At 62.6% G+C, this 23,364-nt stretch carries 24 protein-coding genes; 13 read left to right on the top strand and 11 right to left on the bottom strand.

What is annotated here, in order from left to right:
* Positions 1 to 35: 35 nt before the first annotated feature.
* Positions 36 to 446, top strand: coding sequence for a hypothetical protein (locus tag ACX1DW_RS17670; RefSeq protein WP_458992012.1), 411 nt, complete (start codon positions 36 to 38; stop codon positions 444 to 446).
* A gap of 45 nt (positions 447 to 491) precedes the next feature.
* Here ACX1DW_RS17670 and ACX1DW_RS17665 read toward each other — a convergent pair whose 3' ends face one another.
* The 5 genes from ACX1DW_RS17665 to ACX1DW_RS17645 form a co-directional block, all read right to left on the bottom strand.
* On the bottom strand, positions 492 to 1,058 hold the full coding sequence (locus ACX1DW_RS17665) for a DUF1993 domain-containing protein (RefSeq protein ID WP_279641585.1): 567 nt from the start codon (positions 1,056 to 1,058) through the stop codon (positions 492 to 494).
* Positions 1,059 to 1,208: 150 nt separating this feature from the next.
* The gene (locus tag ACX1DW_RS17660) at positions 1,209 to 2,441 is read right to left on the bottom strand and encodes an AAA family ATPase (protein WP_458992011.1); all 1,233 of its coding nucleotides are present in this window, start codon (positions 2,439 to 2,441) and stop codon (positions 1,209 to 1,211) included.
* A gap of 130 nt (positions 2,442 to 2,571) precedes the next feature.
* Complete coding sequence (locus ACX1DW_RS17655) at positions 2,572 to 3,567, bottom strand: IS5-like element ISPsp6 family transposase (protein WP_003282265.1); 996 nt, start codon at positions 3,565 to 3,567, stop codon at positions 2,572 to 2,574.
* Positions 3,568 to 3,589: 22 nt separating this feature from the next.
* Positions 3,590 to 4,033, bottom strand: coding sequence for an ATP-binding protein (locus ACX1DW_RS17650; RefSeq protein WP_458992010.1), 444 nt, complete (start codon positions 4,031 to 4,033; stop codon positions 3,590 to 3,592).
* A gap of 117 nt (positions 4,034 to 4,150) precedes the next feature.
* Positions 4,151 to 4,465 (bottom strand): hypothetical protein, encoded by a 315-nt coding sequence (locus ACX1DW_RS17645; RefSeq protein ID WP_279641587.1) that lies wholly within the window; start codon positions 4,463 to 4,465, stop codon positions 4,151 to 4,153.
* A 654-nt stretch (positions 4,466 to 5,119) separates the two neighbouring features.
* On the opposite strand from ACX1DW_RS17645, the gene ACX1DW_RS17640 reads away from it, so the two are divergent.
* On the top strand, positions 5,120 to 5,659 hold the full coding sequence (locus ACX1DW_RS17640) for a DUF421 domain-containing protein (RefSeq protein WP_313473228.1): 540 nt from the start codon (positions 5,120 to 5,122) through the stop codon (positions 5,657 to 5,659).
* Positions 5,660 to 5,785: 126 nt separating this feature from the next.
* On the top strand, positions 5,786 to 6,688 hold the full coding sequence (locus ACX1DW_RS17635; RefSeq protein ID WP_458992009.1) for a LysR substrate-binding domain-containing protein: 903 nt from the start codon (positions 5,786 to 5,788) through the stop codon (positions 6,686 to 6,688).
* Positions 6,689 to 6,810: 122 nt separating this feature from the next.
* On the opposite strand, the gene ACX1DW_RS17630 is transcribed toward ACX1DW_RS17635, so the two are convergent.
* Both ACX1DW_RS17630 and ACX1DW_RS17625 read right to left on the bottom strand, forming a co-directional pair.
* Complete coding sequence (locus ACX1DW_RS17630; RefSeq protein WP_458992008.1) at positions 6,811 to 8,292, bottom strand: YdgA family protein; 1,482 nt, start codon at positions 8,290 to 8,292, stop codon at positions 6,811 to 6,813.
* A 184-nt stretch (positions 8,293 to 8,476) separates the two neighbouring features.
* Positions 8,477 to 8,674: a DUF2934 domain-containing protein gene (locus ACX1DW_RS17625; RefSeq protein WP_011915152.1), complete on the bottom strand. Its 198-nt coding sequence runs from the start codon at positions 8,672 to 8,674 to the stop codon at positions 8,477 to 8,479.
* A 251-nt stretch (positions 8,675 to 8,925) separates the two neighbouring features.
* Between ACX1DW_RS17625 and pgm the strand changes: the two genes are divergently transcribed.
* The gene (gene pgm, locus ACX1DW_RS17620) at positions 8,926 to 10,590 is read left to right on the top strand and encodes a phosphoglucomutase (alpha-D-glucose-1,6-bisphosphate-dependent) (protein WP_458992007.1); all 1,665 of its coding nucleotides are present in this window, start codon (positions 8,926 to 8,928) and stop codon (positions 10,588 to 10,590) included.
* 21 nt (positions 10,591 to 10,611) lie between these two features.
* Here pgm and ACX1DW_RS17615 read toward each other — a convergent pair whose 3' ends face one another.
* Positions 10,612 to 10,785, bottom strand: a complete 174-nt coding sequence (locus tag ACX1DW_RS17615) for a hypothetical protein (protein ID WP_458992006.1) — start codon at positions 10,783 to 10,785, stop codon at positions 10,612 to 10,614.
* Between the two features lie 112 nt (positions 10,786 to 10,897).
* On the bottom strand, positions 10,898 to 11,881 hold the full coding sequence (locus tag ACX1DW_RS17610) for a zinc-dependent alcohol dehydrogenase family protein (protein ID WP_458992005.1): 984 nt from the start codon (positions 11,879 to 11,881) through the stop codon (positions 10,898 to 10,900).
* A 283-nt stretch (positions 11,882 to 12,164) separates the two neighbouring features.
* On the opposite strand from ACX1DW_RS17610, the gene ACX1DW_RS17605 reads away from it, so the two are divergent.
* Both ACX1DW_RS17605 and ACX1DW_RS17600 read left to right on the top strand, forming a co-directional pair.
* Positions 12,165 to 12,698 (top strand): REP-associated tyrosine transposase, encoded by a 534-nt coding sequence (locus ACX1DW_RS17605; protein WP_458992004.1) that lies wholly within the window; start codon positions 12,165 to 12,167, stop codon positions 12,696 to 12,698.
* A gap of 108 nt (positions 12,699 to 12,806) precedes the next feature.
* Entirely contained in the window at positions 12,807 to 13,232 is a 426-nt protein-coding gene (locus tag ACX1DW_RS17600; protein ID WP_458992003.1) for a VOC family protein, read from the top strand.
* A gap of 6 nt (positions 13,233 to 13,238) precedes the next feature.
* On the opposite strand, the gene ACX1DW_RS17595 is transcribed toward ACX1DW_RS17600, so the two are convergent.
* On the bottom strand, positions 13,239 to 13,775 hold the full coding sequence (locus ACX1DW_RS17595) for a gamma carbonic anhydrase family protein (protein ID WP_013984495.1): 537 nt from the start codon (positions 13,773 to 13,775) through the stop codon (positions 13,239 to 13,241).
* Positions 13,776 to 14,000: 225 nt separating this feature from the next.
* On the opposite strand from ACX1DW_RS17595, the gene prlC reads away from it, so the two are divergent.
* Genes prlC through ACX1DW_RS17580 form a run of 3 tightly spaced genes read left to right on the top strand, consistent with a single transcriptional unit; the run spans position 14,001 to position 17,098 of the window.
* Positions 14,001 to 16,052 (top strand): oligopeptidase A, encoded by a 2,052-nt coding sequence (gene prlC, locus ACX1DW_RS17590; RefSeq protein ID WP_458992002.1) that lies wholly within the window; start codon positions 14,001 to 14,003, stop codon positions 16,050 to 16,052.
* Positions 16,049 to 16,327, top strand: coding sequence for a YheV family putative zinc ribbon protein (locus ACX1DW_RS17585; RefSeq protein ID WP_458992001.1), 279 nt, complete (start codon positions 16,049 to 16,051; stop codon positions 16,325 to 16,327). The genes prlC and ACX1DW_RS17585 overlap by 4 nt, the downstream gene beginning before the upstream one ends.
* Positions 16,328 to 16,330: 3 nt before the next feature.
* Positions 16,331 to 17,098 carry a DUF1835 domain-containing protein gene (locus ACX1DW_RS17580; RefSeq protein ID WP_458992000.1) on the top strand — a complete coding sequence of 256 codons (768 nt, stop codon included), beginning with the start codon at positions 16,331 to 16,333 and terminating at the stop codon, positions 17,096 to 17,098.
* A gap of 136 nt (positions 17,099 to 17,234) precedes the next feature.
* Here ACX1DW_RS17580 and ACX1DW_RS17575 read toward each other — a convergent pair whose 3' ends face one another.
* Positions 17,235 to 18,305 carry an acyltransferase family protein gene (locus ACX1DW_RS17575; protein ID WP_063540218.1) on the bottom strand — a complete coding sequence of 357 codons (1,071 nt, stop codon included), beginning with the start codon at positions 18,303 to 18,305 and terminating at the stop codon, positions 17,235 to 17,237.
* A 297-nt stretch (positions 18,306 to 18,602) separates the two neighbouring features.
* On the opposite strand from ACX1DW_RS17575, the gene ACX1DW_RS17570 reads away from it, so the two are divergent.
* The 4 genes from ACX1DW_RS17570 (at position 18,603) to ctaD (ending at position 23,322) form a co-directional block, all read left to right on the top strand.
* A complete protein-coding gene (locus ACX1DW_RS17570) occupies positions 18,603 to 19,667 on the top strand; it encodes a PA0069 family radical SAM protein (protein ID WP_151321053.1) in 1,065 nt (354 codons plus the stop codon).
* 408 nt (positions 19,668 to 20,075) lie between these two features.
* Positions 20,076 to 20,306: a hypothetical protein gene (locus tag ACX1DW_RS17565; protein ID WP_458993415.1), complete on the top strand. Its 231-nt coding sequence runs from the start codon at positions 20,076 to 20,078 to the stop codon at positions 20,304 to 20,306.
* Positions 20,307 to 20,538: 232 nt separating this feature from the next.
* Entirely contained in the window at positions 20,539 to 21,672 is a 1,134-nt protein-coding gene (gene coxB, locus ACX1DW_RS17560; RefSeq protein ID WP_017244940.1) for a cytochrome c oxidase subunit II, read from the top strand.
* A 12-nt stretch (positions 21,673 to 21,684) separates the two neighbouring features.
* Positions 21,685 to 23,322: a cytochrome c oxidase subunit I gene (gene ctaD / locus ACX1DW_RS17555; RefSeq protein ID WP_253752585.1), complete on the top strand. Its 1,638-nt coding sequence runs from the start codon at positions 21,685 to 21,687 to the stop codon at positions 23,320 to 23,322.
* Positions 23,323 to 23,364: the final 42 nt, after the last annotated feature.

The following is a 23,364-nucleotide window of genomic DNA, read 5'->3' as shown; positions in this document are numbered from 1 at the left end:
CGGCACGCCCGCCATCACCCTGCCGAAACGCTGATATGAAGAAAGTCACTCTCACCGCCTGCGGCCTTCTCGCCGCGTTCGCGTTGGTCTTCGGCTGGAGCCTGAACGATGTTCTGAACGCGCCTCCGTCGGTGTCACAAGTCAGCCCGCAAGGTCGTCATCTCATAGAGAGCGTGCCGGTACGGGGCCTCCTAGCTCCTGGTGGAGGACTGTCCTATTTACGCATCGTCGACCGTGCGGATGGGTCGAAGGTATTTCGCAGCCCGCTGTTTACCACGCGGTCGGTGGATATGCGGGCGAGCGAGGACAGCCAAAACCTGGGCGTGACCTGGATAGCCTTCGACAAGCACACCCAAGCCTTTACCCTGAGCATCCCTCAGTGGCGCCCGGATTGGCGCAACATTTTCTTCAGCAATACGCCCTACGAGGTCGTACCGAACGGCTGAGCCACAAAATACATCCGCTGGCTGTAAAAGACGGAAGCGCCGCCGCTACCCCTTCGGAACCGATTCCGGCCGCAGATAGGGCAGCATGTGCGCCACATAGTCCGCCTTGCCCAGCTCGATCCCTTCCTTACGCAGGATCGAATACGCGGTCATCACGTGGAAATAGAACTGCGCCAGCGTCCAGTCACGGGCGTACTGGTCCGCGGTCAGGTCGAAGATCATCCCGTTCGCCAGCTCATGGGCGATTGGCTTGTCCGCGTCCATATCCAGCGCATCGGCGGCGAGGCCGTCGAGCAACGCCACCGTCTCATCGATCCGAGCATAGGCATCAGCCAGCGTGCCCGGCCGCTCACCAGCCCGCCGCCCCTCGTCCAGCAGCTCGTTGATCACAGCCGGGAAGGCCTCGCCTCTCAGCCGGCACACGGCCTCCCGCGCCTGCACACAGGCAAAGCGCACCTGAGTCGACAGCGGAAACATATCCGGCGCCAGCCGCCCGGATAACAACGCCTGCGCCTCCGCTTCCGGCAGCTGGGCCTGCGCCTTCTTTAGCCAGCCGGAGAGGGTATTGAGCATTTGGGTGTAGGTTGGGACGAGGAGGGTTGTTAGCTGCATGGGTTTAGCCTTACGGAGAGCTACGTCGAAGAAAATGACAGGGAATCCAATCTAGGATTTCAGGGCTCATGGCTAGCCCTTTGTGCATAGCGCTTCAAACACCGGCGCAACTTTGCTGCGCCCGAGTGCTTTGATTTGTTAGCGCATTTTCTACTTTCGATTGAATATGCACGATTCAAGCTCTTCGTAAACCTTCATGTTTTTACTAATACATTCCGAGAGATTTAACTTGAATTTCTCCGGATTGACGTTGAAGGTAATGCCACAGATGCTCTTGATTTTTCCTGTTTCGTCTTTCAGGTTCTGATTGATTATATCGGTCACAAATTCATCATAAGCAATCTCATTGAAGTTCAAGGTATTCTTATTACAGTAACTAACAAGAACTTCCTTGTCATACAAATAGTTTTCTATCTCCCACCTGTTCAATACCCTGTGGTTTACAGGGTTGTTTTGAAGGTATAACTGCCTATCGCTTTCGTCAGTATCATTACCTGACGCCATATCTCGATCTTTCAGCACGTAAATTTCCAAACCGGAAAACACCTTGCTTAGAATAGCGATGGCGATATCGCTCCTTTGATCGAGCTCAGTATTTCCGCCGCTTGATACGAATAGAGTGTCATGATGCTGATCTGCAAAAATATTATTAAATACATTTGCATCCAATCCTTTTTCGACGCCGCTTTTGCCAGGTTTGTCTCGACCCTCGCAATAGATGATTTTGCTGGGGCACACTAAGTTAGCTAAGTCGTCAAGAGCGATAGAAAAAATATTTTTCCAATTGGACTTAGATTTTTCCATGGGAGTAAGAGTGTATGGCTTTGCGGCGAGCTCATACTCACTCTTGAAATGAATTATCTGGCAGTCATCTTTAAGTTCTTCCTGTAACGTTCGCAAGAATCCAATGCTATGGGTGGTGATCCATATTTGGCAGTTTTCACCTATGAGTTTATTTATCTCGATAAGAAGGTTTCGTTGTATCGCCGTATTAATGTGGAGCTCTGGTTCGTCTAAGAGGAATATAGTCTCACGATATTCATCCTTTCTTAAATATAGATCCAAGAGAATATCAACTACCTCCTTTTCTCCCGATGAGAGAACATTAAATTCGAACTGATTGGGGTGATCCTTTTTCTTGAAATAAAGACTTCCTTCCGCAGCCTCAATATCCCCTATACTGGATATCTCTAAGTCAAGGCACTTGGATAGGGAATAATTTAGGTCACCAATTATCTTCGCTTTAGCTTCGCTGGGCTTACAATCAGTTTGATGAAGATACTTATTGAATGCGATGTATAAACGACGGTAATTTTCTTCCATTTTGTCGTCAAGGTCAGATGCTGACGACGCGCCGTAGTTATTTAGGGAGACGCTGAACAATTAGCCAATTCTCACCGTCCCCCTTTTTCAACCCGGTTTTTTCAACCTACCGGCCTTATTCTGCGTTTCTTGGGCCGATTTCTACCCTGATTTTGCTGATTAGCGGGCCAGCCCCGCCTTTCGGACGGACTTATCCCGCCGTCCGTTGCAAATACCGCTTGGCCAGTACCAGATTGGCCAACCCAAACAGACTGAACAACTGCGCCGTATTCTTTTCCAGTCCACGGTAGCGAACCTTACGATGATTGAAGCGCACCTTGATCACCTGGAAGGGATGCTCGACCTTGGCACGCAGCTGCGCCTTGGCGTATTCGACTTTGCGCTTGACTCGGTACAGCACGCTGTCTTTGCCGTGATGTTTGTAACTGCTTGGCCGTGCTGCAATCGACCAGACAACGTCCCGTTCAGCATGCTCCGGTCGCTTGGCCGCACCAGTGTATCCAGCGTCACCCGAAACATAGGTTTCGGCGCCGTGCAGCAACTGATCGACCTGGGTGACATCCGCCACGTTGGCGGCAGTCCCTACCACGCTGTGCACGAGTCCCGATGTGGCGTCGACACCAACGTGGGCCTTCATCCCGAAGTGCCATTGATTGCCTTTCTTGGCCTGATGCATCTCAGGATCACGCTTACCTTCTCGGTTCTTGACCGAGGGCGGCGCGGCGATCAGGGTAGCGTCGACGATAGTGCCTTCCTTGAGCAGCAGACCCCGGCTGGCCAGATGCTGGTTAATCGTTTCAAACAGCACCCGCGTTAGCTGATGGGTTTCCAGCAAGCGGCGAAATCGCAACAAGGTAGTGGCATCCGGTGCCGACTCACGGCCCAGGTCGATGCCGATGAAACCACGAATGGCCTGGCTGTCGTAGACGGCATCTTCGGTACCTTCATCGGAGAGACCGAAACACTGCTGCACGACATACATGCGCAGCATGCGCGACAACCCAATCGCAGGGCGTCCACGCTTGCCTGTGGTGTCGCTATAGAACGGCGCCACTTGCGCCTCCACTTGTGCCCAGGGCACCAGCTGTTCAAGGTCAGCCAGGAAGCGATCTCGGCGAGTCTGCTTTTTCTTGCCGGTATATTCGAGTTCGGAGAAGGTCTTCTGCACGCGCGTAACAAAGCTCATGGAGGGGGCTGGTTGAGGGGGCTCAGTGTGCCAAGGGTGGGGGCGGCTGGCTATTTATGCAGTGTCTCCTTAGCCGTATCTCACTGGTTGCTCTCGATTCGGTAACCTTGAGATTGCTGTTATATCGATAAGGGCTTCGAAAGGAAAATATCGTGTTCTCTGTTCCTGTTTTCTGCCTCTCTTGCCTTGTTTCTTGAAAGTTTCCTCCAGAAAACTGAATGTCTACATTCTGGTAATCGAAGTCCGGGACTCTGTTCATTGAATGATATTCGTGGTTCTTGCTACCTTTGTTTCCGATGGGATTCCAAGCCGAGTTATGAAACAGCATCCCATCTAAAACACTACTTTTCCCGCATCCGTTAGGCCCCACGAGCGCAACTATACGCTTAGGATCTTCTCCCAGATCTATTGTGAGATCGAAGAACCGCTTATAGCCATTTTTCAATCTCAATTTCCTTATTTTCATCGATCTTTCCTATTTTAAAAGGTAGTGGTTGTGCTGGTCGCTAACGTTTGGTTAAGAGGCGGGCTTTAGCCCGTCCCAGCGAGCGGAGCGAGCGATTTGAACCTGTTGTTAGCTGATTCACAGTTCAGGTTTCTTTCCAAAGCGTAGGAAAAGTTGAATTGCGATGATCTTGACTATGTTAATTGAAGTTAATGAAATAGCGGTAAGTAGGCAGAAAAAGCCGATGAGAAAAAATTTCTGTTCAATTGGGACGTTAGAGTTTAGCATGCCGCTTAGAATGATTTGCCAATTATCAAAATAGATAGCTTGGCCTTCCGATATCCACTTGAAGACGGTTAGGAAATAAAAACTAACGGCAGCCATGACCCAAGGCTTTGGTTTGGTTAACGCGGTAATTAATAGAAGTAACGCTTCTAGTTCTTTTGATCTCATGTCATTTTTCATAAATGAAGAAACCCTTCTGCGTTAGTCTTTTGCAGGCCAAGTACCACAGCTGTCGCCAATAAATGTAAAGCTACATTTGCTGCACGTGTAGTAATATTCATTATCCGTACTGCCATGAAAGCCAACACTTTTAGATAACCCGCCTCTTCTAAGATCGGCGTGTCTGTGGTTGGTTTTGTTATCAATTATTTCTTGGCATTCTTTGCAGGGATTTTTATTCACGGTGAACTCTCTCTGATTCAGCTAACTATAATTAGGCGCCAATTGGTGCATAACACGCGGAACGGGCGTGGTGTATAACATTCTCTTCGTTTCGCACAGATGTGCTCTAGCTTGGGCAATACAGCGATATCAGCGCTCGTATGCTTTTTATGCACCACCGCTTTCGCTCGGGCGCTGCCCTGATGATAGAGCCGCGAGTGCAAAAGGGCCGGAGTAGCTCGTAATGTCACAGCGGAACCACGAAAAAATCGCAATTCCTGCGCGTGATGGCACATTAGACACTGCTTCCGTATGGGTAAAGCAGACGATGGATTAATCCCCAGTTTTCACACTGCAGCCTGACGCGCGGTCACTGGCGCCGTATGCACTTTCCGCCCACCTACCCTGTCCACCCTGCATGGCTCAGTTGCGGAGGTGATTGTGGAAGGCATGTTTTTCAGTAGCGGAACGACATTGATACGCACGCTGGTGGTCGGTGTGCTGGCCTATATCAGCCTGGTGTTGCTGTTGCGCCTGTCGGGCCGGCGGACGTTGTCGAAGATGAATGCGTTCGATCTGGTGGTGACGGTAGCGCTGGGTTCGACGTTCGCGACGATTCTGCTCAATCGCAATGTGTCGCTGGCCGAGGGGGTGCTGGCGTTCGCCTTGTTGATCGGGCTGCAGTATGTGGTCACCTGGTCCAGCGTGCGGGTGGCATGGGTGCGGCGGACGGTGACGGGCGAGCCGGCGCTGCTGTTCTTTCGCGGGCGTTTTCTCGGCGATGCCATGCGCGTGGCGCGGGTGACCGAGGACGAGGTGCGGGCTGCCGCGCGCAGTCAGGGGCTGGCCGCGCTGGATGGCATCGAGGCGGTGGTGCTGGAGACCGATGGCAGTTTCAGCGTGATCACCGATGGCGCCGGCGACAGCCGCTCCACGCTGGACGGGGTGAATGTGCCGGGGCCGAATGAAAAGGGCGTTTGAGGCCACGGCTCCCTTCATCGGCGACTGATCGACGGATCCGCCGCCGGGGCCTGCGCTGGCCCGGTTGCCGCCGCGCGGCGCTGCCGCCAGACTCGTTGTTCCCGCCCTTCGATGCGATTCCCACCGATGAAAACCAACCTCGACGAAATGCTCGCCTTTGTCAGCGTGGTCGACAGTGGCTCGATCAGTGCTGCGGCCGGGCAGCTGGAACAGACCGCCTCGGGCGTCAGCCGGGCGTTGAGTCGGCTGGAGGACAAGCTGGCGGTGACACTGTTGCGCCGCACCACGCGACGCCTGGAGCTGACCGAGGAAGGCGAGGCGTTCCTGGCGCAGGCGCGGCGGATTCTGGCCAGCGTCGAGGAAGCCGAGGAGCAGATGGCGCTGCGGCGGCAGGCGCCGGCCGGGCGCTTGCGGGTCAATACCGCGTCGCCGTTCATGCTGCATGTGATCGTCCCGCTGATCGGCGATTTTCGCGCGCGCTATCCGCTGATCGAGCTGGAGCTGCACAGCGACGACCGCATCGTCGATTTGCTGGAGCGGCGCATCGATCTGGCCATCCGCATCGGCCCGCTGCCCGATTCCAGCCTGCATGCACGGCCGCTGTGCCATACCACGCGCCGGGTGCTGGCGAGCCCGGCCTATCTGGCGCGGCATGGCACGCCGCAACAGGTCGAGGACCTGGCGGAGCACAGCCTGATCGGCTTTACCGAGCCGGATCGCCTCAACGACTGGCCGCTGCGCCATGCGCTGGGGGAGAGCTGGCGGATCACCCCGGCGCTGCGTGTCTCCAGCGGCGATACGGCGCGTGAACTGGCGCTGGCCGGTGAGGGGATCGCCAGCCTGTCGGACTTCATGACTGGCCGGGACCGCCAGCGCGGTGAGCTGGTGGAGGTGCTGGCGGCGCAGCGCGTCGACGTGCGCCAGCCGATCAACGCGGTGTACTACCGCAACACCGCGCTGGCCTCGCGCATCACCTGTTTTCTGGATTATCTGAGTGAGCGCCTGGGAGCCGGCGCCCCGCACGACTGAGCATGGGTCGCGCGTCCGGGTATCCACGGCGGTGGCGCCGGTCGAACGCCAGAAAGTGAAACGGCCCTGTCCATCGGGTCACCGATGGCAGGGCCGTTTCCCAGGTGCGTCAGCAGCGCCGCCTATTGCCCCAGCAGGCCCGCGTTCTGTACGGAGCCGAAGGCAAAGCCGAGGAACTCCGGCACGCTCATTTCGCGGCCGTTGAAGGTCACCTTGTCATTGGCGTAGTGCAGCGAACTGACCAGCCGCTCGCCTTCCAGACGCGACCAGCCGGTGTTCAGCGCCATGCCGCTGAACAGCTCGGTGGCGGCCTCGGTTTCCTGCTGCAGTGCCGCCTGGTCGAGCTGGCCGTCACGGGCGTTGTTCTGCACGACCAGCCCGGCGATGTCTCGCACCAGGTTCCTGTCGATGCCGGCGTCGGCCTTGAGCGAGGCGAGCATGCTGGTGATCATCGCGTCCGGGGTGAAGGCTTCTGCGCTCGGCGATTGCAGGTCGAGCACGACCGACAGGCGGGCCGCGCCGTGGACGGTTTCGAAGCCGAACTCGTCGAGGGCCAGGGTCGGCTTGTGCTCGAGCAGTTGCAGGGCACGGGTCTGCAGTTCCTGCTGCTGGGCGCTGGTCATGCCGGCGAAGGATTCCTGCGGGGTGGCGCTCTGGTCGAGGATGTCCTTGTAGCTCGCCACCAGGGCCTTGAGGCTGCTTTCCTCGAGGTTGCGCAGGCTGAAGACGAGGGCGAGGTTGCGGAAGGTCTGGCCTTTGGCGCTGACCTCGCCGATGCGGTAGCCGATGGTCTGATCGAGGCCACGGCTGCCGCGGCTCAGTGCCTCCTCGACGGAGGCCTGCTGGATGACCACGGCGGGTTCGTCGCCGGCCTTGATTTCCATGCGCTGCAGGGTGATGGCGGACGGTCCGAAGCCGAAACCGGCGTCGTAATCCTGCTTGTCGGCGCTCAGGCCGATGCCGCGCAGGCTCACCTGTACCGGCTGGCCACTGTCGCTGCGCTGCAGGTCGATATCGATTTCCGCCAGCTCGCCGTCCATGCGTACGTCGCTGCCGTCCCTGTTCGCCTCGAAGTTGAGGTTGGCGGGGGCGATGCGCACGCTGCCGTCCTCGTCTTCGATATTCAGCGCGGCCGTGCGCAGATCGCCGGCCTGGCCGCCGTCGTAGCCGATGGTCACCTCGCCCACCAGCGGCACTTCGCCGGAGGCGGCGTCGAACAGCTTCTGCGTCAGCGGCGTGCGTTCGAGTTCGAAGTGGCTCTGCGCGGCGACCGGCATCAGCTGGCCGCGGCTCAGGCGCGAGACGGGAAAGGGGCCGTGTTCGAGGCGATCGTTCAGCAGCAGGGCGTAGTGCTCGGTGTTGCCTTCGTCATCCGCTACATCGATGTCGATCTGGTAGCGCGCGGTGCTGGACAGCAGGCCGCGTTCGAAGCTGAGCAGGGTGAGGCTGACATCGGCACCGGCGCCGACGCCCATCTCGCGCAGCTTGAGGTTGGCCTGGTCGACGGCATCGCGGGCGGTCGATTCGACCTGGGTGCTGGTGTAGAAGGTGGCGGCCCCGAAGAGGGCCAGGGGTACGGCTACGGCGAGTGCGAGCTTTTTCATGGAAGCATCCTGTGCGGTGGCTGGGCAGACGTCCTGTCAGCCAATGGTTGGCAAGCGGCGGCACTCTAGCAGCGCGCTTCGGCAGGCTCCAGCGCGTCGGGGCAGAGGATGGGAAGGGTGAGAACGTGGCAGCAGATTCGGGCGGGACGACGCGTGCCGCGTCCTCGCCGCCCTGCCGGCGCCGCTATCGGTCGCCACCCGATTTCGGCATCGGAATGGCCACGCTGCTTTCGATGCCGCCGGCTTCGGCGTTGCCTTCCTTGTAGAAGGGTTCGATCTCGTCCCGGGCGCGCTGCCAGTGGTCGGCTTCCTGGCCTTCGGGGCGGCCCTCGGCTTCCCATATTTCATAGGCGCGCTGGCGGATGCGTTCGTCGACGTTCATGGCTGAAATCTCCGGGTAACGGGCCGGCGAATTGCCGGCCGTTAAGCAGAAGAAAGGCCGGCCCGCTACAGGTTCCGGCGGGGCGACGAGCGCGCTTGGCCGGGACGCAGCAGCGCGGGACCTGCCGATCAGGGAACCGCCACCGTCGCTGCGGTCTTAGCTCTGGATAAACGACGCCGACTGGCGTTTCATTCGCTCTTCGCCGCGCCCGGATCGGCCGGCGCATCGCCTTCTTCACAAAGGACCGCCCCATGAGCATCGCCCCCAACGCCGGACGCCTGCCCGACCCGCACACCCTGACTCATCTGCCGCGCCTGGTGGCGCGCTACTACAGCGACCGGCCGGACCCGTCAGACCCGGCGCAGCAGGTGGCGTTCGGCACCTCCGGGCATCGCGGTTCCTCGCTCAAGGGCAGCTTCAACGAGTGGCACATCCTCGCCACCACCCAGGCGATCTGCGATTACCGCCGCCAGGAAGGCATCGACGGCCCGCTGTTCATGGGCATGGACACCCATGCGCTGTCCGAGCCGGCGTTCGTCTCGGCGCTGGAAGTGCTGGCGGCCAACGGCATCGAGACGTGCATCGACGCCGGTTGCCCGGAAACCGGCGGCGAGCCGGGCTATACCCCGACCCCGGCGATCTCCAACGCGATCCTCAGCTACAACCGCGGCCGCGTGAGCGGGCTGGCCGACGGCATCGTCATCACGCCGTCGCACAACCCGCCGGGCGATGGCGGCTTCAAGTACAACCCCACCAATGGCGGCCCGGCCGACACCGGCGTGACCAAGTGGATTCAGGAGCGCGCCAATGCGCTGCTGGTCGCCGGTCTCGATGGCGTCAAGCGCATGGATTACCGCCAGGCGCTCAAGGCCGCCACCACCCAGCGCTTCGATTTCATCGACGCCTATGTCGGCGGGCTCGAGCGGGTGATCGACCTCGACGCCATCCGCGGCTCGGGCCTGAAGTTCGCTGTCGACCCGCTGGGCGGCGCCGGTGTGCACTACTGGCCGCGCATCGCCGAGCGCTTCGGCCTGCCGCTGGAGGTGCTGTCCACGGTGGTCGACCCGACCTTCCGCTTCATGCGCCTGGACTGGGACGGCAAGATCCGCATGGACTGCAGCTCGCCGCACGCCATGGCCGGGCTGATCGAGAACAAGGACCGCTTCGACGTGGCCTTCGCCTGCGACACCGACCATGACCGCCACGGCATCGTCACCCGCTCCGGCGGGCTGATGAACCCCAACCATTACCTGGCGGTGGCCATCGAATACCTGTTCACCCATCGCCCGGGCTGGAGCGCCGAGGCCGGCATCGGCAAGACGCTGGTGTCCTCCTCGATGATCGACCGTGTTGCCGCCGGCATCGACCGCCGTCTCGTGGAGGTACCGGTGGGCTTCAAGTGGTTCGTCGACGGCCTGATGGATGGCAGCCTGGGCTTCGGCGGCGAGGAGTCGGCCGGCGCTTCGTTCCTCGACAAGCAGGGCGGCGCCTGGTCCACCGACAAGGACGGGCTGATCCTCGGCCTGCTGGCGGCGGAGATCACCGCAGTCACCGGCAAGGACCCGAGCGAACGCTACCAGGCGCTGACCGACCGCTTCGGCGCGCCGGTGTACCAGCGCATCGACGCTGCGGCCAATCGCGAGCAGAAGGCACGCCTGTGCAAGCTGTCGGCATCGCAGGTGTCGGCGAAGGAGCTGGCCGGCCAGCCGATCACGCGCATCCTCACCGAAGCACCGGGCAACGGCGCAGCCATCGGCGGGCTGAAGGTGGAAACGGCGAACGGCTGGTTCGCCGCGCGGCCGTCCGGCACCGAGGACGTGTACAAGATCTACGCCGAGAGCTTCGAGGGCGAAGCGCACCTGGCACGCATCCAGGCCGAGGCCAAGGCGCTGGTGGACTCGGTGCTGGCCGGCTGAGGCTCACGGCCCCACGCCGGGCTATCGCTGCTGGCGGTCGCTGATGCTGACCGCCAGCTGTGCAGCTTCGACTTCGTCGGTGAGGTAGCGGCTGTGGCCGCCGGCATCGGTCACCCGGTAGAGCACCCAGATATCCGGCCCGCGCAGATGCTCGGGAATCGCGTCGCCCTGGAGCTTGCTCACGGTCACGCTCATGGCGGGGCTCCTTCAGTTGGCATTGGCTGTCTGGAGTGTGACTGCGCCAGCGCCAATCCGATCCTTGCCGTTCGCCGCACCGCGCCAAGGCTTTGCGCCCCGGCGCGTCTCGCTAGGGCACCAGCACCGCAGCACCCTGGAAACGTCCGTTGCGCAGGTCATCCAGCGCCTGGTTGGCCTGCTCCAGCGGGTAGGCATGGGTCTCGGTTTGGATACCGACCTGGGCGGCGACCGGGAAGAAATCCAGGCCGTCCTGGCGGGTCAGGTTGGCCACCGAAACTATCTCGCGCTCCTGCCAGAGGATGTCGTAGGGGAAGCTCGGAATATCGCTCATGTGAATGCCGGCGCAGACCACCCGGCCGCCCTTGCGCAGCGCGCGCAAGGCGGCCGGCACCAGCTCGCCCGCCGGCGCATAGATGATCGCGGCATCCAGCGGCACCGGCGGCAGCTCGCCCGAATCGCCGGCCCAGACCGCGCCCAGCGAACGGGCGAACTCCTGCGCCGCCACATCGCCCGGGCGGCTGAAGGCATAGACATCGCGCCCCTGCCAGCGCGCCACCTGCATGACGATATGCGCCGCGGCACCGAAGCCATACAGCCCGAGACGCTTGCCGGCGCCGGCCTTGACCAGCGAACGCCAGCCGATCAACCCGGCGCAGAGCAGCGGTGCCAGCGCCACGGGGTCGCCCTCCTCGCCGAGGGCAAAGGCGAAGCGGGCATCGGCCACCACGTATTCGGCGTAGCCGCCGGGCCGCGTGTAACCGGTGAACTGCGGCGCGTCGCAGAGGTTTTCTTCGGCGTGCTGGCAGTAGCTGCAGGTGCCGCAGGTGTGCCCCAGCCAGGGAATGCCGACCCGCTGGCCCGTCTCGAAGCCGGTCACGCCCTCGCCCAAGGCATCGACCAGACCGACGATCTCGTGGCCGGGAATGATCGGCAGCGGCGCCTCCGGCAGTTCGCCGTCGACCACGTGCAGATCGGTACGGCAGACGCCACAGGCCAGCACCCGCACGCGAACCTCGCCAGACCCCGGTTGCGGCACGGGCAGCTCGCGCAGCTGCAAGGGTTGGCCAATCTGTTCCAGCACCATGGCGCGCATCGACGTCTCTCCTTTCGTCTGCGTTCTGCTGATCGTAGGCCGATCGGCGGAAAAAGGCTCTAGATTCAGCGGCGATTCAAGGCGCTTCTGGTGGGCTGAAGCCCACCCTACGGTTCGGCGTGGTTCTGTAGGTTGCGGCAGTGGCGCTCCGCGCTCCCACCGGTAACCCGAGCGTTCCCCGGCGCATTCGTACTCAGTCATGTGACGCAGGGCAAAAACTCATGCGGCCTCCCTGGAGCATGGTTGGCGTGGTATCCGATTCACCAGAGGCATGGAGGCCTCGATGCCCAACTACCGCAGAAGCACAGTCGCGGGCGGAACCTGGTTCTTTACCGTAACGCTCGCCGATCGCCGTTCCACCCTGCTCGTCGAGCAGATCGATCAGCTGCGCGCCGCCTATCGAGCGGCGCAGATTCGATTGCCATTTCATACCACCGCCATTTGCGTCCTCCCGGATCACCTGCACGCCGTCTGGACGCTACCCCACGGCGACAGCGACTACGCCCTCCGCTGGAGCCTGATCAAGAGCCAGTTCTCCCGTCGGCTACCAGGCGGCGCGCGCTGCTCCAGCCAACTGCGCAAGCGCGAGAAAGGCATCTGGCAAAGGCGCTACTGGGAGCATCAGATCCGCGATGGGACGGATCTGCAGCGGCATGTCGATTACCTGCATTACAACCCGGTCAAGCATGGCTGGTGCGCTCGCGCCGCGGACTGGCCGTACTCCAGCTTTCACCGCTTCGTTCAGCAGGGTCTGTTGCCGGCGGACTGGGGCGGCGACGCGGTTCGGCTGGACCTGCTCGCCGGCGAACGGAACTGACCGGTGATAGCTGGGCTTTGTAGGGTGGGCTTCAGCCCACCAGCGGTGCTCGGTACGGCAGAAAGTCTCTACACTCGACACGTCTTGCCATTTCCGGAGTACGACCCGATGACGCTTTCGCCCTTCCATCTCGCCATTCCCGTCTACGATCTGGCCGCCGCCCGTGCCTTCTACGGCGAGGCGTTCAGCTGTGCCGAGGGCCGCAGCAGCGAGCATTGGGTGGATTTCGATTTCTTCGGCCACCAGCTGGTGATCCACGAGGCGCCGAAGATGCCGCATCAGGAGGCGGCGCACAGCAACCCGGTGGACGGCCATGACGTGCCAGTGCCGCACTTCGGCGTGGTACTCGGCTGGGAGCAATGGGAGGCGCTGGCCGAGCGGCTGAAGGCGCGCGGCACGCGCTTCGTGATCGAGCCCTACGTGCGCTTCCAAGGCCAGGTCGGCGAACAGGCGACGATGTTCCTGCTCGACCCCTGCGGCAACGCCCTGGAGTTCAAGGCGTTCAAGGACATCGGCCAGCTGTTCGCCAAGTGAGCTGGATCAGCCGCGCTCGGCGAGGTGCTGGTCCTTGAGCTTGACGTAGTTGCCAGCGGTATAGCTGAAGAAGCTGCGCTCCTTGTCGGTCAGCGGGCGCGCCTGCTTCACCGGGCTGCCGACATAGAGGTAGCCCGACTCGAGCGTCTTGCCCGGTGGCACCAGGCTGCCGGCGCCGATGATCACCTCGTCCTCGACCACCACGCCGTCCATCACGATCGAGCCCATGCCCACCAGAATGCGGTTGCCCAGGGTGCAGCCGTGCAGCGTGACCTTGTGCCCGACCGTGACCTCGTCGCCGATGGTCAGCGGGAAGCCGTCCGGGTTGTACGGGCCGGCATGGGTGATGTGCAGCACGCTGCCGTCCTGGATGCTCGAGCGCGCACCGATGCGGATGCGGTGCATGTCGCCGCGGATCACCGTGAGCGGCCACACCGAGCTGTCGGCGCCGATTTCCACATCGCCGATGACCACGGCGGAGTCGTCGACGAACACGCGCTCGCCCAGTGTCGGAGTGCTGTTTTGGTAGCTGCGTATCGCCACGATAGAAACCTCTTTGGCTGCGGGAAGGGTCGATTGTAATTAAGATGGCCGGCATTGCCGCTGCGGACCCGGGCTGAGCAGCATGCCGCCCGCCGTGGTCAGAGTAACAACCGGCCGACCGGCGTTGAAAAAGCACGACAGCGCGTCCATCTAGGACATCTGCCTGCCACGTCCGGCCTCGCTCCAGCGAGCGGCCTGCAACCCTCTTCGTCACAAGGTGTCCCCGTGAGCGCGAACAATCCCCTGCTGCAACAATTCGACCTGCCGCCCTATTCCGAAATCCGTCCGGAGCACGTCGAGCCGGCCGTCGACACCATCCTCGGCGACAACCGCGTGGCGATCCAGGAGCTGCTCAGCCGCCCGGCCGAAAGCCTGGACTGGCAGACCCTGGTGGTCGGGCTGGACGAGCTGAACGACCGCCTCGCCCGTGCCTGGGGGCCGGTCGGTCACCTCAATTCCGTGTGCAACAGCCCGGAATTGCGCACCGCCTACGAGGCCTGCCTGCCCAAGCTGTCGGCCTACTACACCGAACTCGGGCAGAACCGCGCGCTGTTCGAGGCCTACCAGGCCCTCGCCACCAGCCCCGCGGCGGCCGGTTTCGAGGTGGCGCAGAAGACCATCCTCGAGCATTCGCTGCGCGACTTCCGCCTGTCCGGTATCGACCTGCCGCCGGTCGAGCAGCAGCGCTTCGGCGCCATCCAGATGAAGCTTGCCGAGCTGGGCAGCAAGTTCTCCAACCAGCTGCTGGACGCCACGCAGGCCTGGACCCGGCACATCACCGACGAGGGCCTGCTGGCCGGTATCACCGACTCGGCCAAGGCGCAGATGGCCGAGGCGGCCAAGGCCAAGGGCCTCGACGGCTGGCTGATCACCCTGGAATTCCCCAGCTACTACGCGGTGATGACCTACGCCGACAATCGCGACCTGCGCGAGGAGGTCTACACCGCCTACTGCACCCGCGCCTCGGACCAGGGCCCGAATGCCGGGCAGTTCGACAACGGCCCGGTGATGGCCGAGATCCTCGAGCTGCGTCACGAGCTGGCCGGCCTGCTGGGCTATCGCAACTTCGCCGAGCTGTCGCTGGCGACCAAGATGGCCGAATCCACCGAGCAGGTACTGAGCTTTCTGCGCGACCTGGCGGTGCGCAGCAAGCCGTTCGCCGAACGCGACCTGGCCGAACTGCGCGCCTTCGCCGCCGAGCAGGGTCTGGACGACCTGCAGAGCTGGGACCTGGGCTACTACGCCGAGAAGCTGCGCCAGCAGCGCTACAGCCTGAACCAGGAAGAGCTGCGCGCCTACTTCCCGATCGACAAGGTGCTGTCCGGGCTGTTCGGCATCGTCCAGCGCCTGTACGGCATCCAGATCCACGAACTGGAGCAGTTCGACGGCTGGCACCCGGAAGTGCGGCTGTTCGAGATCACCGAGAACGGCGAGCACGTCGGGCGCTTCTTCTTCGACCTCTACGCGCGGCCGAACAAGCGCGGCGGCGCCTGGATGGACGGCGCCCGCGACAAGCGCCGCACCGCAGACGGCACGCTGCAGACGCCGGTGGCCAACCTGGTCTGCAACTTCACCCCGCCGGTAGGCGAGCGCCCGGCGCTCTTGACCCACGACGAGGTCACCACCCTGTTCCACGAGTTCGGCCACGGCCTGCACCACCTGCTGACCCAGGTCGAGCACGCCGGCGCGTCGGGCATCAACGGCGTGGCCTGGGATGCGGTGGAGCTGCCCAGCCAGTTCATGGAGAACTGGTGCTGGGACCCCGAAGGCCTGGCGCACATTTCCGGCCACTACCAGACCGGCGAAGCCCTGCCACAGGACAAGCTGGACATGATGCTGGCGGCGAAGAACTTCCAGTCCGGCATGATGATGGCGCGCCAGCTGGAGTTCTCCCTGTTCGACTTCGAACTGCACGCCACCCACGGCGACGGCCGCAGTGTGCTCGAGGTGCTCGAACATATCCGCGACGAGGTCTCGGTGATGCGCCCACCAGCGTACAACCGCTTCCCCAACAGCTTCGCGCACATCTTCTCCGGCGGTTACGCGGCCGGCTACTACAGCTACAAGTGGGCCGAGGTGTTGTCGTCCGACGCCTTCTCGCGCTTCGAGGAAGAAGGGGTGTTCAACGCCGAGACCGGCCGCGCCTTCCGCGAGGCCATCCTGGCGCGTGGCGGCTCCCAGGAGCCGATGGTACTGTTCGTCGATTTCCGAGGCCGCGAGCCGTCCATCGACGCCCTGCTGCGCCACCTCGGGCTGGTAGCGGAGGCCGCGGCATGAGCAACGAAGTATCCCGAGTCACCACCAAGCGCTTCATCGCCGGGGCCGTATGCCCGGCATGCAGCGGCACGGACTGCATCAAGATGTGGGATGTCGACGGTGTGCCGCACCGCGAATGCATCGACTGCGGCTACGCCGACACCCTCAACGCCCAGGGCCAGTCGGTACCCATGGAGCTGGGCACGCGAGTGAACAAGGTCCAGTCCAAGCCGGCCAACCCGCAGGTGCAGCCGGTGCAGTTTTTTCCTAATCCGAAGTTGAAGAAGCCGGAGTAAGGGGTGCTGCACCTGACCTGCGGTGACCTGGCCGGCGATGGTGTTCGCAACCTGCTGGCCGACCGCGAACCGGGTGCGGAGGTCCGGGTGCTGCGCGATGACCTGGCAGTCGGCCCGCTGAGCGATGTGGACAGCCCGCCGTGCGCCGCCCGTGTCGCCTTCTGGGAGCAGCTATGGCCTGACGAGCTGACGCCGCGCCCGCTGTTCGCCCACGACCTGGCCGCCGATGCGCGCTGGCTGGCAGAGCTCGCCGGGCAAGCCAACGACGTGATCGTCTGGCATGGCGACAGCGCGTCCGAACAGCTGCTGCTGGCACGGGTCTGCGCGGTGTTGCAGGGCTGCCGGTTGCAAGAAGTGGCCTGCGGTACAGGCGACAGCCGCGCCGGTCGGCGCAAAGCGGTGTCCATACATTCGCCCGAGGCGCTGGCGGCGCTCTACCGGCCGCAGGCCGTTTCGGTGTCCCGCCAGACCGAACTTGCCGCGGTCTGGCATCAGCAATGCGCCGGCACCTACGGCATTCGGCGCTGGGACAATGGGACCTTTAGCGGCGAAGACTATCAATTGATCGACGCGGCGCTGATCGCCGCCAGCCCGGATGAATTCGCGCCGCTGGCGCGCGCGATGGCCGAGGTCATGGGCCATTGCGACGGTTTCTTCGCCACCGATCTCTTCCTCTACTGGCGCGCCCGCGAGCTGACTACCGCGGGGCATCTGGAAGTACGGGGCGACCCCGCCGCCGGTTATCGTGATCTGCAGGTGCGCCGGAGGTGAAGGCGCACGCCGAACGATTCTGCTTCGCGGCCTCACGACAGACAGCGGTCACCGCCACGCCAGCGCTTACGCAGCCGCACCGCTGATAAAAAAAGAACCCGCCGAGTGGCGGGTTCTTTTTCGGTGCCAGGCTCGCTCAGCCCTCAACCTTCGGCGTCGCCCGTCCCGGCTGCGGTGGCGAGGCAAACAGGCGCTTGAGCTTCATCGCCGGCGCTTCGATCAGGTGCCAGGACAGCGCGGCGAGGATCAGCGTCGGCACGAAGGCGATCAGCGTCAGGCCGAGCACGCCGACCTGCGGGCCGAACAGGTAAATGGTCAGCTGCTGGAACGGGAAGGCGTAGATGTACAGGCCGTAGGAAAAATCGCCGTACTTGCCGAAGCGCGAGATCAGCGGCAGCGGTGCGTAGGCCAGGTAGAGCACCAGATACGGCAGCGCGACGAAGTACACCAGCGGGCCGATGTCGGTGCGGAAGGTCGCCACCAGCGCGGCGAACAACAACGCCGCGATCCAGCCACGCCAGGGGATGTCGTCACGATAGAGGAACAGCGCCGAGCCGCTGTAGTAGAGCAGGCCGAGCTTGAAGATGTTCTTGATGAAGTAGGACTCGATACCCAGCTTGCCCAGCAGCCAGAAATGCCCGACCGCCAGCACGGCGATCGGCAGGAAGATCAGCCGGCGCTTTAGGAAACCGGTCAGGCCGAGAATCATCACGCCGATGTACATCAGCACTTCCAGCGGCAGTGTCCACAGCGAGCCGTTGACCACGTCGGGGTAGGCGTTGCCGGTGAACACCCCGGGCAGTTCGTAGCGCGTCACCAGCAGGATGTTCTGCAGATAGGTCCAGGTACCGTCGGCGGCCAGGTAGCGCGCGAGGTCGAATTGCGTGACCAACGGACCGATGACGAAGGCCGACAGCAGTACCGCAACGATCAGCGCGGGAAAGATGCGCAGCGCGCGCTTGATGAGAAAGCTCTTCGGGCTGCTGCTGGCCAGCCAGGACGACGCGATCAGATAGCCGCTCATGACGAAGAAGATGCCGACGGCGATCGAGCCGCCCTTTTCGTAGCCGGTCAGCAACGTCAGGGGTTCATCACCGCGACGGCCAACCAGCGGGTAGCTGTGGGCGAACAGCACCAGCGCAGCGGCGAAGAAGCGCAGGAAATCGAAGTTGTTTTCCCGGGTGTGGAAGGAACCGGTGGGATGCATGGTCTGCTCCTGACTGTCGGCAGTGGCTGGAAGCTGGAGTGCACGGGAGTGCAATGCCGGTACTGCCGGATCGGTCGCCGGAGGCGCCCTGATCATCCTTTTGTTTGTTTGCCGGCCGGCTCCAATTCGGGAAGCGCGGAAACCACAGCGTTCACCCGATCAGCCTCCTTTGTCCGGACCTGTAAGCAAATGTTCCCGAGGCAACCGACGGGCGGTAGCGGTTGCCATCGATCAGTTGGGCTGGCGCGCGGTCGACGAGCTGTTTACTGTATATATAAACAGCATTTGGCCACGACCATGACCCTGCCCATTTCCACACCACGCGGCCGCGGTACGGCGGTGAACCCGGACAACCGCTTCGCGCCCACGCGCAGCGAGGCCTACGACGATGGCTGGGAACAGGACGTCCCGCCGACCCGCGCCACCGAGGTGCGCCGCGAGATCGCCAAGTCGGTACTGACGCGCAACCAGTCGCCGGACGTCGGTTTCGATCGCTCGGTCAACCCTTATCGCGGCTGCGAACATGGCTGCATCTACTGCTTTGCGCGGCCATCGCACGCGTACTGGGATCTTTCGCCGGGCATCGATTTCGAGACCCGGCTGATCGCCAAGACCAACCTTGCCGAACGGCTGGAGGCCGAGCTGAGCAAGCCGGGCTACGTGCCGCAGCCCATCGCCCTGGGGGTGAACACCGATGCCTATCAGCCGCTGGAGCGCGAGCAGCGGTTGACGCGCCAGGCACTGGAGATTCTGCTGCGCTTCAGGCACCCGGTGCACATCATCACCAAGGGTTCGCTGGTGCTGCGCGACCTGGACCTGCTGGTGCCGCTGGCCGAGCAGCGGCTGGTGAGCGTGTCGGTCAGCCTCACGACCCTGGACGACGAACTCAAACGCATCATGGAGCCGCGCGCAGCCTCGCCTTCAGCGCGCCTGCGAGTATTGCGCACGCTGCACGAGGCCGGCGTGCCGGTCAGCGTGATGTGCGCGCCGATGATCCCGATGATCAACGACATGGAGCTGGAGCGCCTGCTGGAAGCCGCCCGCGAAGCCGGTGCGCGTTCGGCCGGCTACGTGCTGCTGCGCCTGCCTCATGAGGTGGCCGGGCTGTTCGAGGGCTGGCTCGAGGAACACTTTGCGCAGCGCGCCGCCCATGTCATGAGCCTGGTGCGCCAGTCGCGCGGCGGCAAGGATTACGACAGCCGTTTCGGCAGCCGCATGCGCGGCGAAGGCCAGTTCGCCCAACTGCTCGCCCAGCGTTTCCAGCTGGCCTGCAAGCGCCTGGGTTTCAACCGCCGCGATCAGAACTACGGGCTGGATTGCAGCATTTTTGCGCCGCCCGGGCAGCAGCTGAGCCTGATCTGAGTGGTTGCCTGACGGTAGGGGCCTAGGGTGGATGACGCGTCATTCATCCATCGTGAGGCACACTGCCACGCAGCGGGCTGCGGCCCGGCCTGGGCTGCGCGCGGGTGCCATCAGACGCGTGGAAAATGCTTCGCAGTTTTCCACCCTACGCGGCGGATCAGTGGATGTGGATAACGCTCCGCTTATCCACAGGGGAGCAGACGTAGGGTAGCTGGCGCTTCACCCATCCACCGCAACGCAGGCATGCAGTGCGGTACGGGATCGATGACGCAGCCCATCATCATCGGCCGTTGCGCCCGTCTGCCAGGCGCGCCGGCAAGGAACTATCCCAACCCGCCACGGCACCAATCCCTGTATTCCCGCACCGGAGGCATCGTGGACTGGATCGATCTGCTGCAATGGCCGGCCATGGCGGTCACGGTGATCGCCGCCTGGCTGATCGGCTCGCTGCGACCCGGCCGGCGCTTCGTCGGCTTCTGCTGTTTTCTGCTGAGCAACCTGCTCTGGGTGATCTGGGGCTGGCACGCCGAGGCCTGGGCGCTGATCGTCCTGCAGGTCTGCCTGGCGGCGATGAACATTCGCGGCGTGAAGAAGAACGACGACCCCGCACAGCCCGAGCCAGACACGCCCCACGCTTAAATTGCCAGAGTGGGATCGCTGTCTATACTCCGAATCGTAGGCGTACCTGATTGAGTTCCGACTGCGCGTGCAAGCGTCCAGTCGGCCACCGAGTTTTTCGGAGGCCATGCTGGGCAGAATCGGACTGATCGAGAACGTAGCTGGCATGACGGGAATGGTTTCCCCGGCCAGCCGATTCTCGGCGGTGCGATGGCGGTCGGCGGGATAACAAGAATCATAAGGGGAACCCGCAATGTCTCGACATCCATGCATCTGGATGGGGCTTGGGCTTTCGGCAGTATTTGGCCAGGCCCAGGCGGCCTGGGACGTGAACATGCGCTCCGGCGCCACCGACGTCAGTCGGTCGGTGTTCGATCTGCACATGACCATCTTCTGGATCTGCGTGGTCATCGGCGTGCTGGTGTTCGGCGTGATGATCTATTCGATGATCGCGCACCGCCGCTCCAAGCGTCAGCAATCGGCCAACTTCCACGAAAACACCCGCGTCGAGGTGCTCTGGACGGTCATCCCGCTGCTGATCCTGGTGGGCATGGCGATCCCGGCGACGCGCACGCTGATCCACATCTACGACTCCAGCGAATCGGACGTGGATGTGCAGATCACCGGCTACCAGTGGAAGTGGCACTACAAGTATCTGGGCGAGGACGTGGAGTTCTTCAGCAACCTCACCACGCCGCGCGAGCAGATCAACAACCAGTCGCCCAAGGGCGAGCATTACCTGCTGGAAGTCGACGAGCCGCTGGTGATCCCGGCCGGTGCCAAGGTCCGCTTCCTGATCACCGCGGCGGACGTGATCCACTCCTGGTGGGTACCGGATCTGGCGGTGAAGAAGGACGCCATTCCCGGTTTCATCAATGAATCCTGGACCCGCGTCGAGCAGCCGGGGATCTACCGCGGCCAGTGCACCGAACTCTGCGGCAAGGACCACGGCTTCATGCCGGTGGTGGTGGAGGTCAAGTCGCAGGAGGATTACGCCAGCTGGCTCGGCGAGAAGAAGGCCGAGGCCGCCAAGCTGGCTGAACTGACCAGCAAGGAATGGACGCTGGAAGAGCTCTCCGAGCGCGGCCAGAAGGTCTACCAGACCGCCTGCGCCTCGTGCCACCAGGCTGGGGGCGAAGGCATCCCGCCGATGTTCCCGGCCCTCAAGGGCTCGGCCATCGCCACCGGCGACGTCGAGGCGCACATCGACATCGTCGTCAACGGCAAGCCGGGCACCGCCATGGCGGCGTTCGGCAAGCAGCTGTCAGAGGTCGATCTGGCTGCCGTCATCACCTACGAGCGCAACGCCTGGGGCAACAACACGGGCGACATGGTCACGCCGAAAGACGTGCTCGACTTCAAACAGGCCGAAGAAGCCACCCAGTAAGAGGATCAGGTGATGAGTGCAGTGATCGACGACCATGGTCATGTCGGGCATGACCACCACCACGGCCCGGCGAAGGGGCTCTCGCGCTGGCTGCTGACCACCAATCACAAGGACATCGGCTCGATGTACCTGTGGTTCAGCTTCTGCGCCTTCCTGCTCGGCGGCTCGATGGCCATGGTGATCCGCGCCGAGCTGTTCCAGCCGGGTCTGCAGATCGTGCAGCCGGAATTCTTCAACCAGATGACCACCATGCACGGCCTGATCATGGTGTTCGGCGCGGTGATGCCGGCCTTCGTCGGCCTGGCCAACTGGATGATCCCGCTGATGATCGGCGCACCGGACATGGCGCTGCCGCGGATGAACAACTTCAGTTTCTGGCTGCTGCCGGCGGCCTTCGGCCTGCTGGTCTCGACCCTATTCATGGAAGGCGGCGGGCCGAACTTCGGCTGGACCTTCTATGCGCCGCTGTCGACGACCTACGCGCCGGAATCGGTGACCTTCTTCATCTTCGCCATCCACCTGATGGGCATCAGCTCGATCATGGGTGCGATCAACGTGATCGCCACCATCCTCAACCTGCGCGCACCGGGCATGACGCTGATGAAGATGCCGCTGTTCGTCTGGACCTGGCTGATCACCGCCTTCCTCTTGATCGCGGTGATGCCGGTGCTAGCGGGCGTGGTGACCATGATGCTGATGGACATCCACTTCGGCACCAGCTTCTTCAGCGCCGCCGGGGGTGGCGACCCGGTGCTGTTCCAGCACGTGTTCTGGTTCTTCGGCCATCCCGAGGTGTACATCATGATCCTGCCGGCCTTCGGCGCGGTCAGCTCGATCATCCCGGCGTTCAGCCGCAAGCCGCTGTTCGGCTACACCTCGATGGTTTACGCCACCGGCGCGATCGCCTTCCTCTCCTTCATCGTCTGGGCGCACCACATGTTCACCGTCGGCATCCCGCTGACCGGCGAGCTGTTCTTCATGTACGCCACCATGCTGATCGCCGTACCCACCGGGGTGAAGGTGTTCAACTGGGTGTCGACGATGTGGCGCGGCTCGCTGACCTTCGAGGCGCCGATGCTGTTCGCCGTGGCCTTCGTCATCCTCTTCACCATCGGCGGCTTCTCCGGGCTGATGCTGGCCATCGCCCCGGCGGACTTCCAGTACCACGACACCTACTTCGTGGTGGCGCACTTCCACTACGTGCTGGTGCCGGGGGCGATATTCGGCATCTTCGCCTCGGCCTACTACTGGCTGCCGAAGTGGACCGGGCACATGTATGACGAGACCCTGGCCAAGCTGCATTTCTGGATGAGCTTCATCGGCATGAACCTGGCGTTCTTCCCGATGCACTTCGTCGGCCTGGCCGGCATGCCACGACGCATCCCCGACTACAACATGATGTTTGCCAACTTCAACATGGTCTCCAGCGTCGGCGCCTTCATGTTCGGCGCCACCCAGCTGCTGTTCCTGTTCATCGTCATCAAGTGCATCCGCGGCGGCGCACCCGCACCGGCCAAGCCCTGGGACGGCGCAGAGGGACTGGAATGGAGCGTGCCCTCGCCGGCGCCCTACCACACCTTCCAGACACCGCCGGACATGAGCGATGTGCACGAACACCGCAAGGGCACCGGCGGGGAGCTGACGCCGTGAGCAGGCAACTGGGCGTCGCTGGCAGGCCCGGCCGGGTCTGCC

The sequence above is a fragment of the Stutzerimonas sp. KH-1 genome, assembly GCF_054483855.1.
Note: the sequence above shows the minus strand (reverse complement) of the source record. Positions and strands in the feature narration are given on the sequence as shown.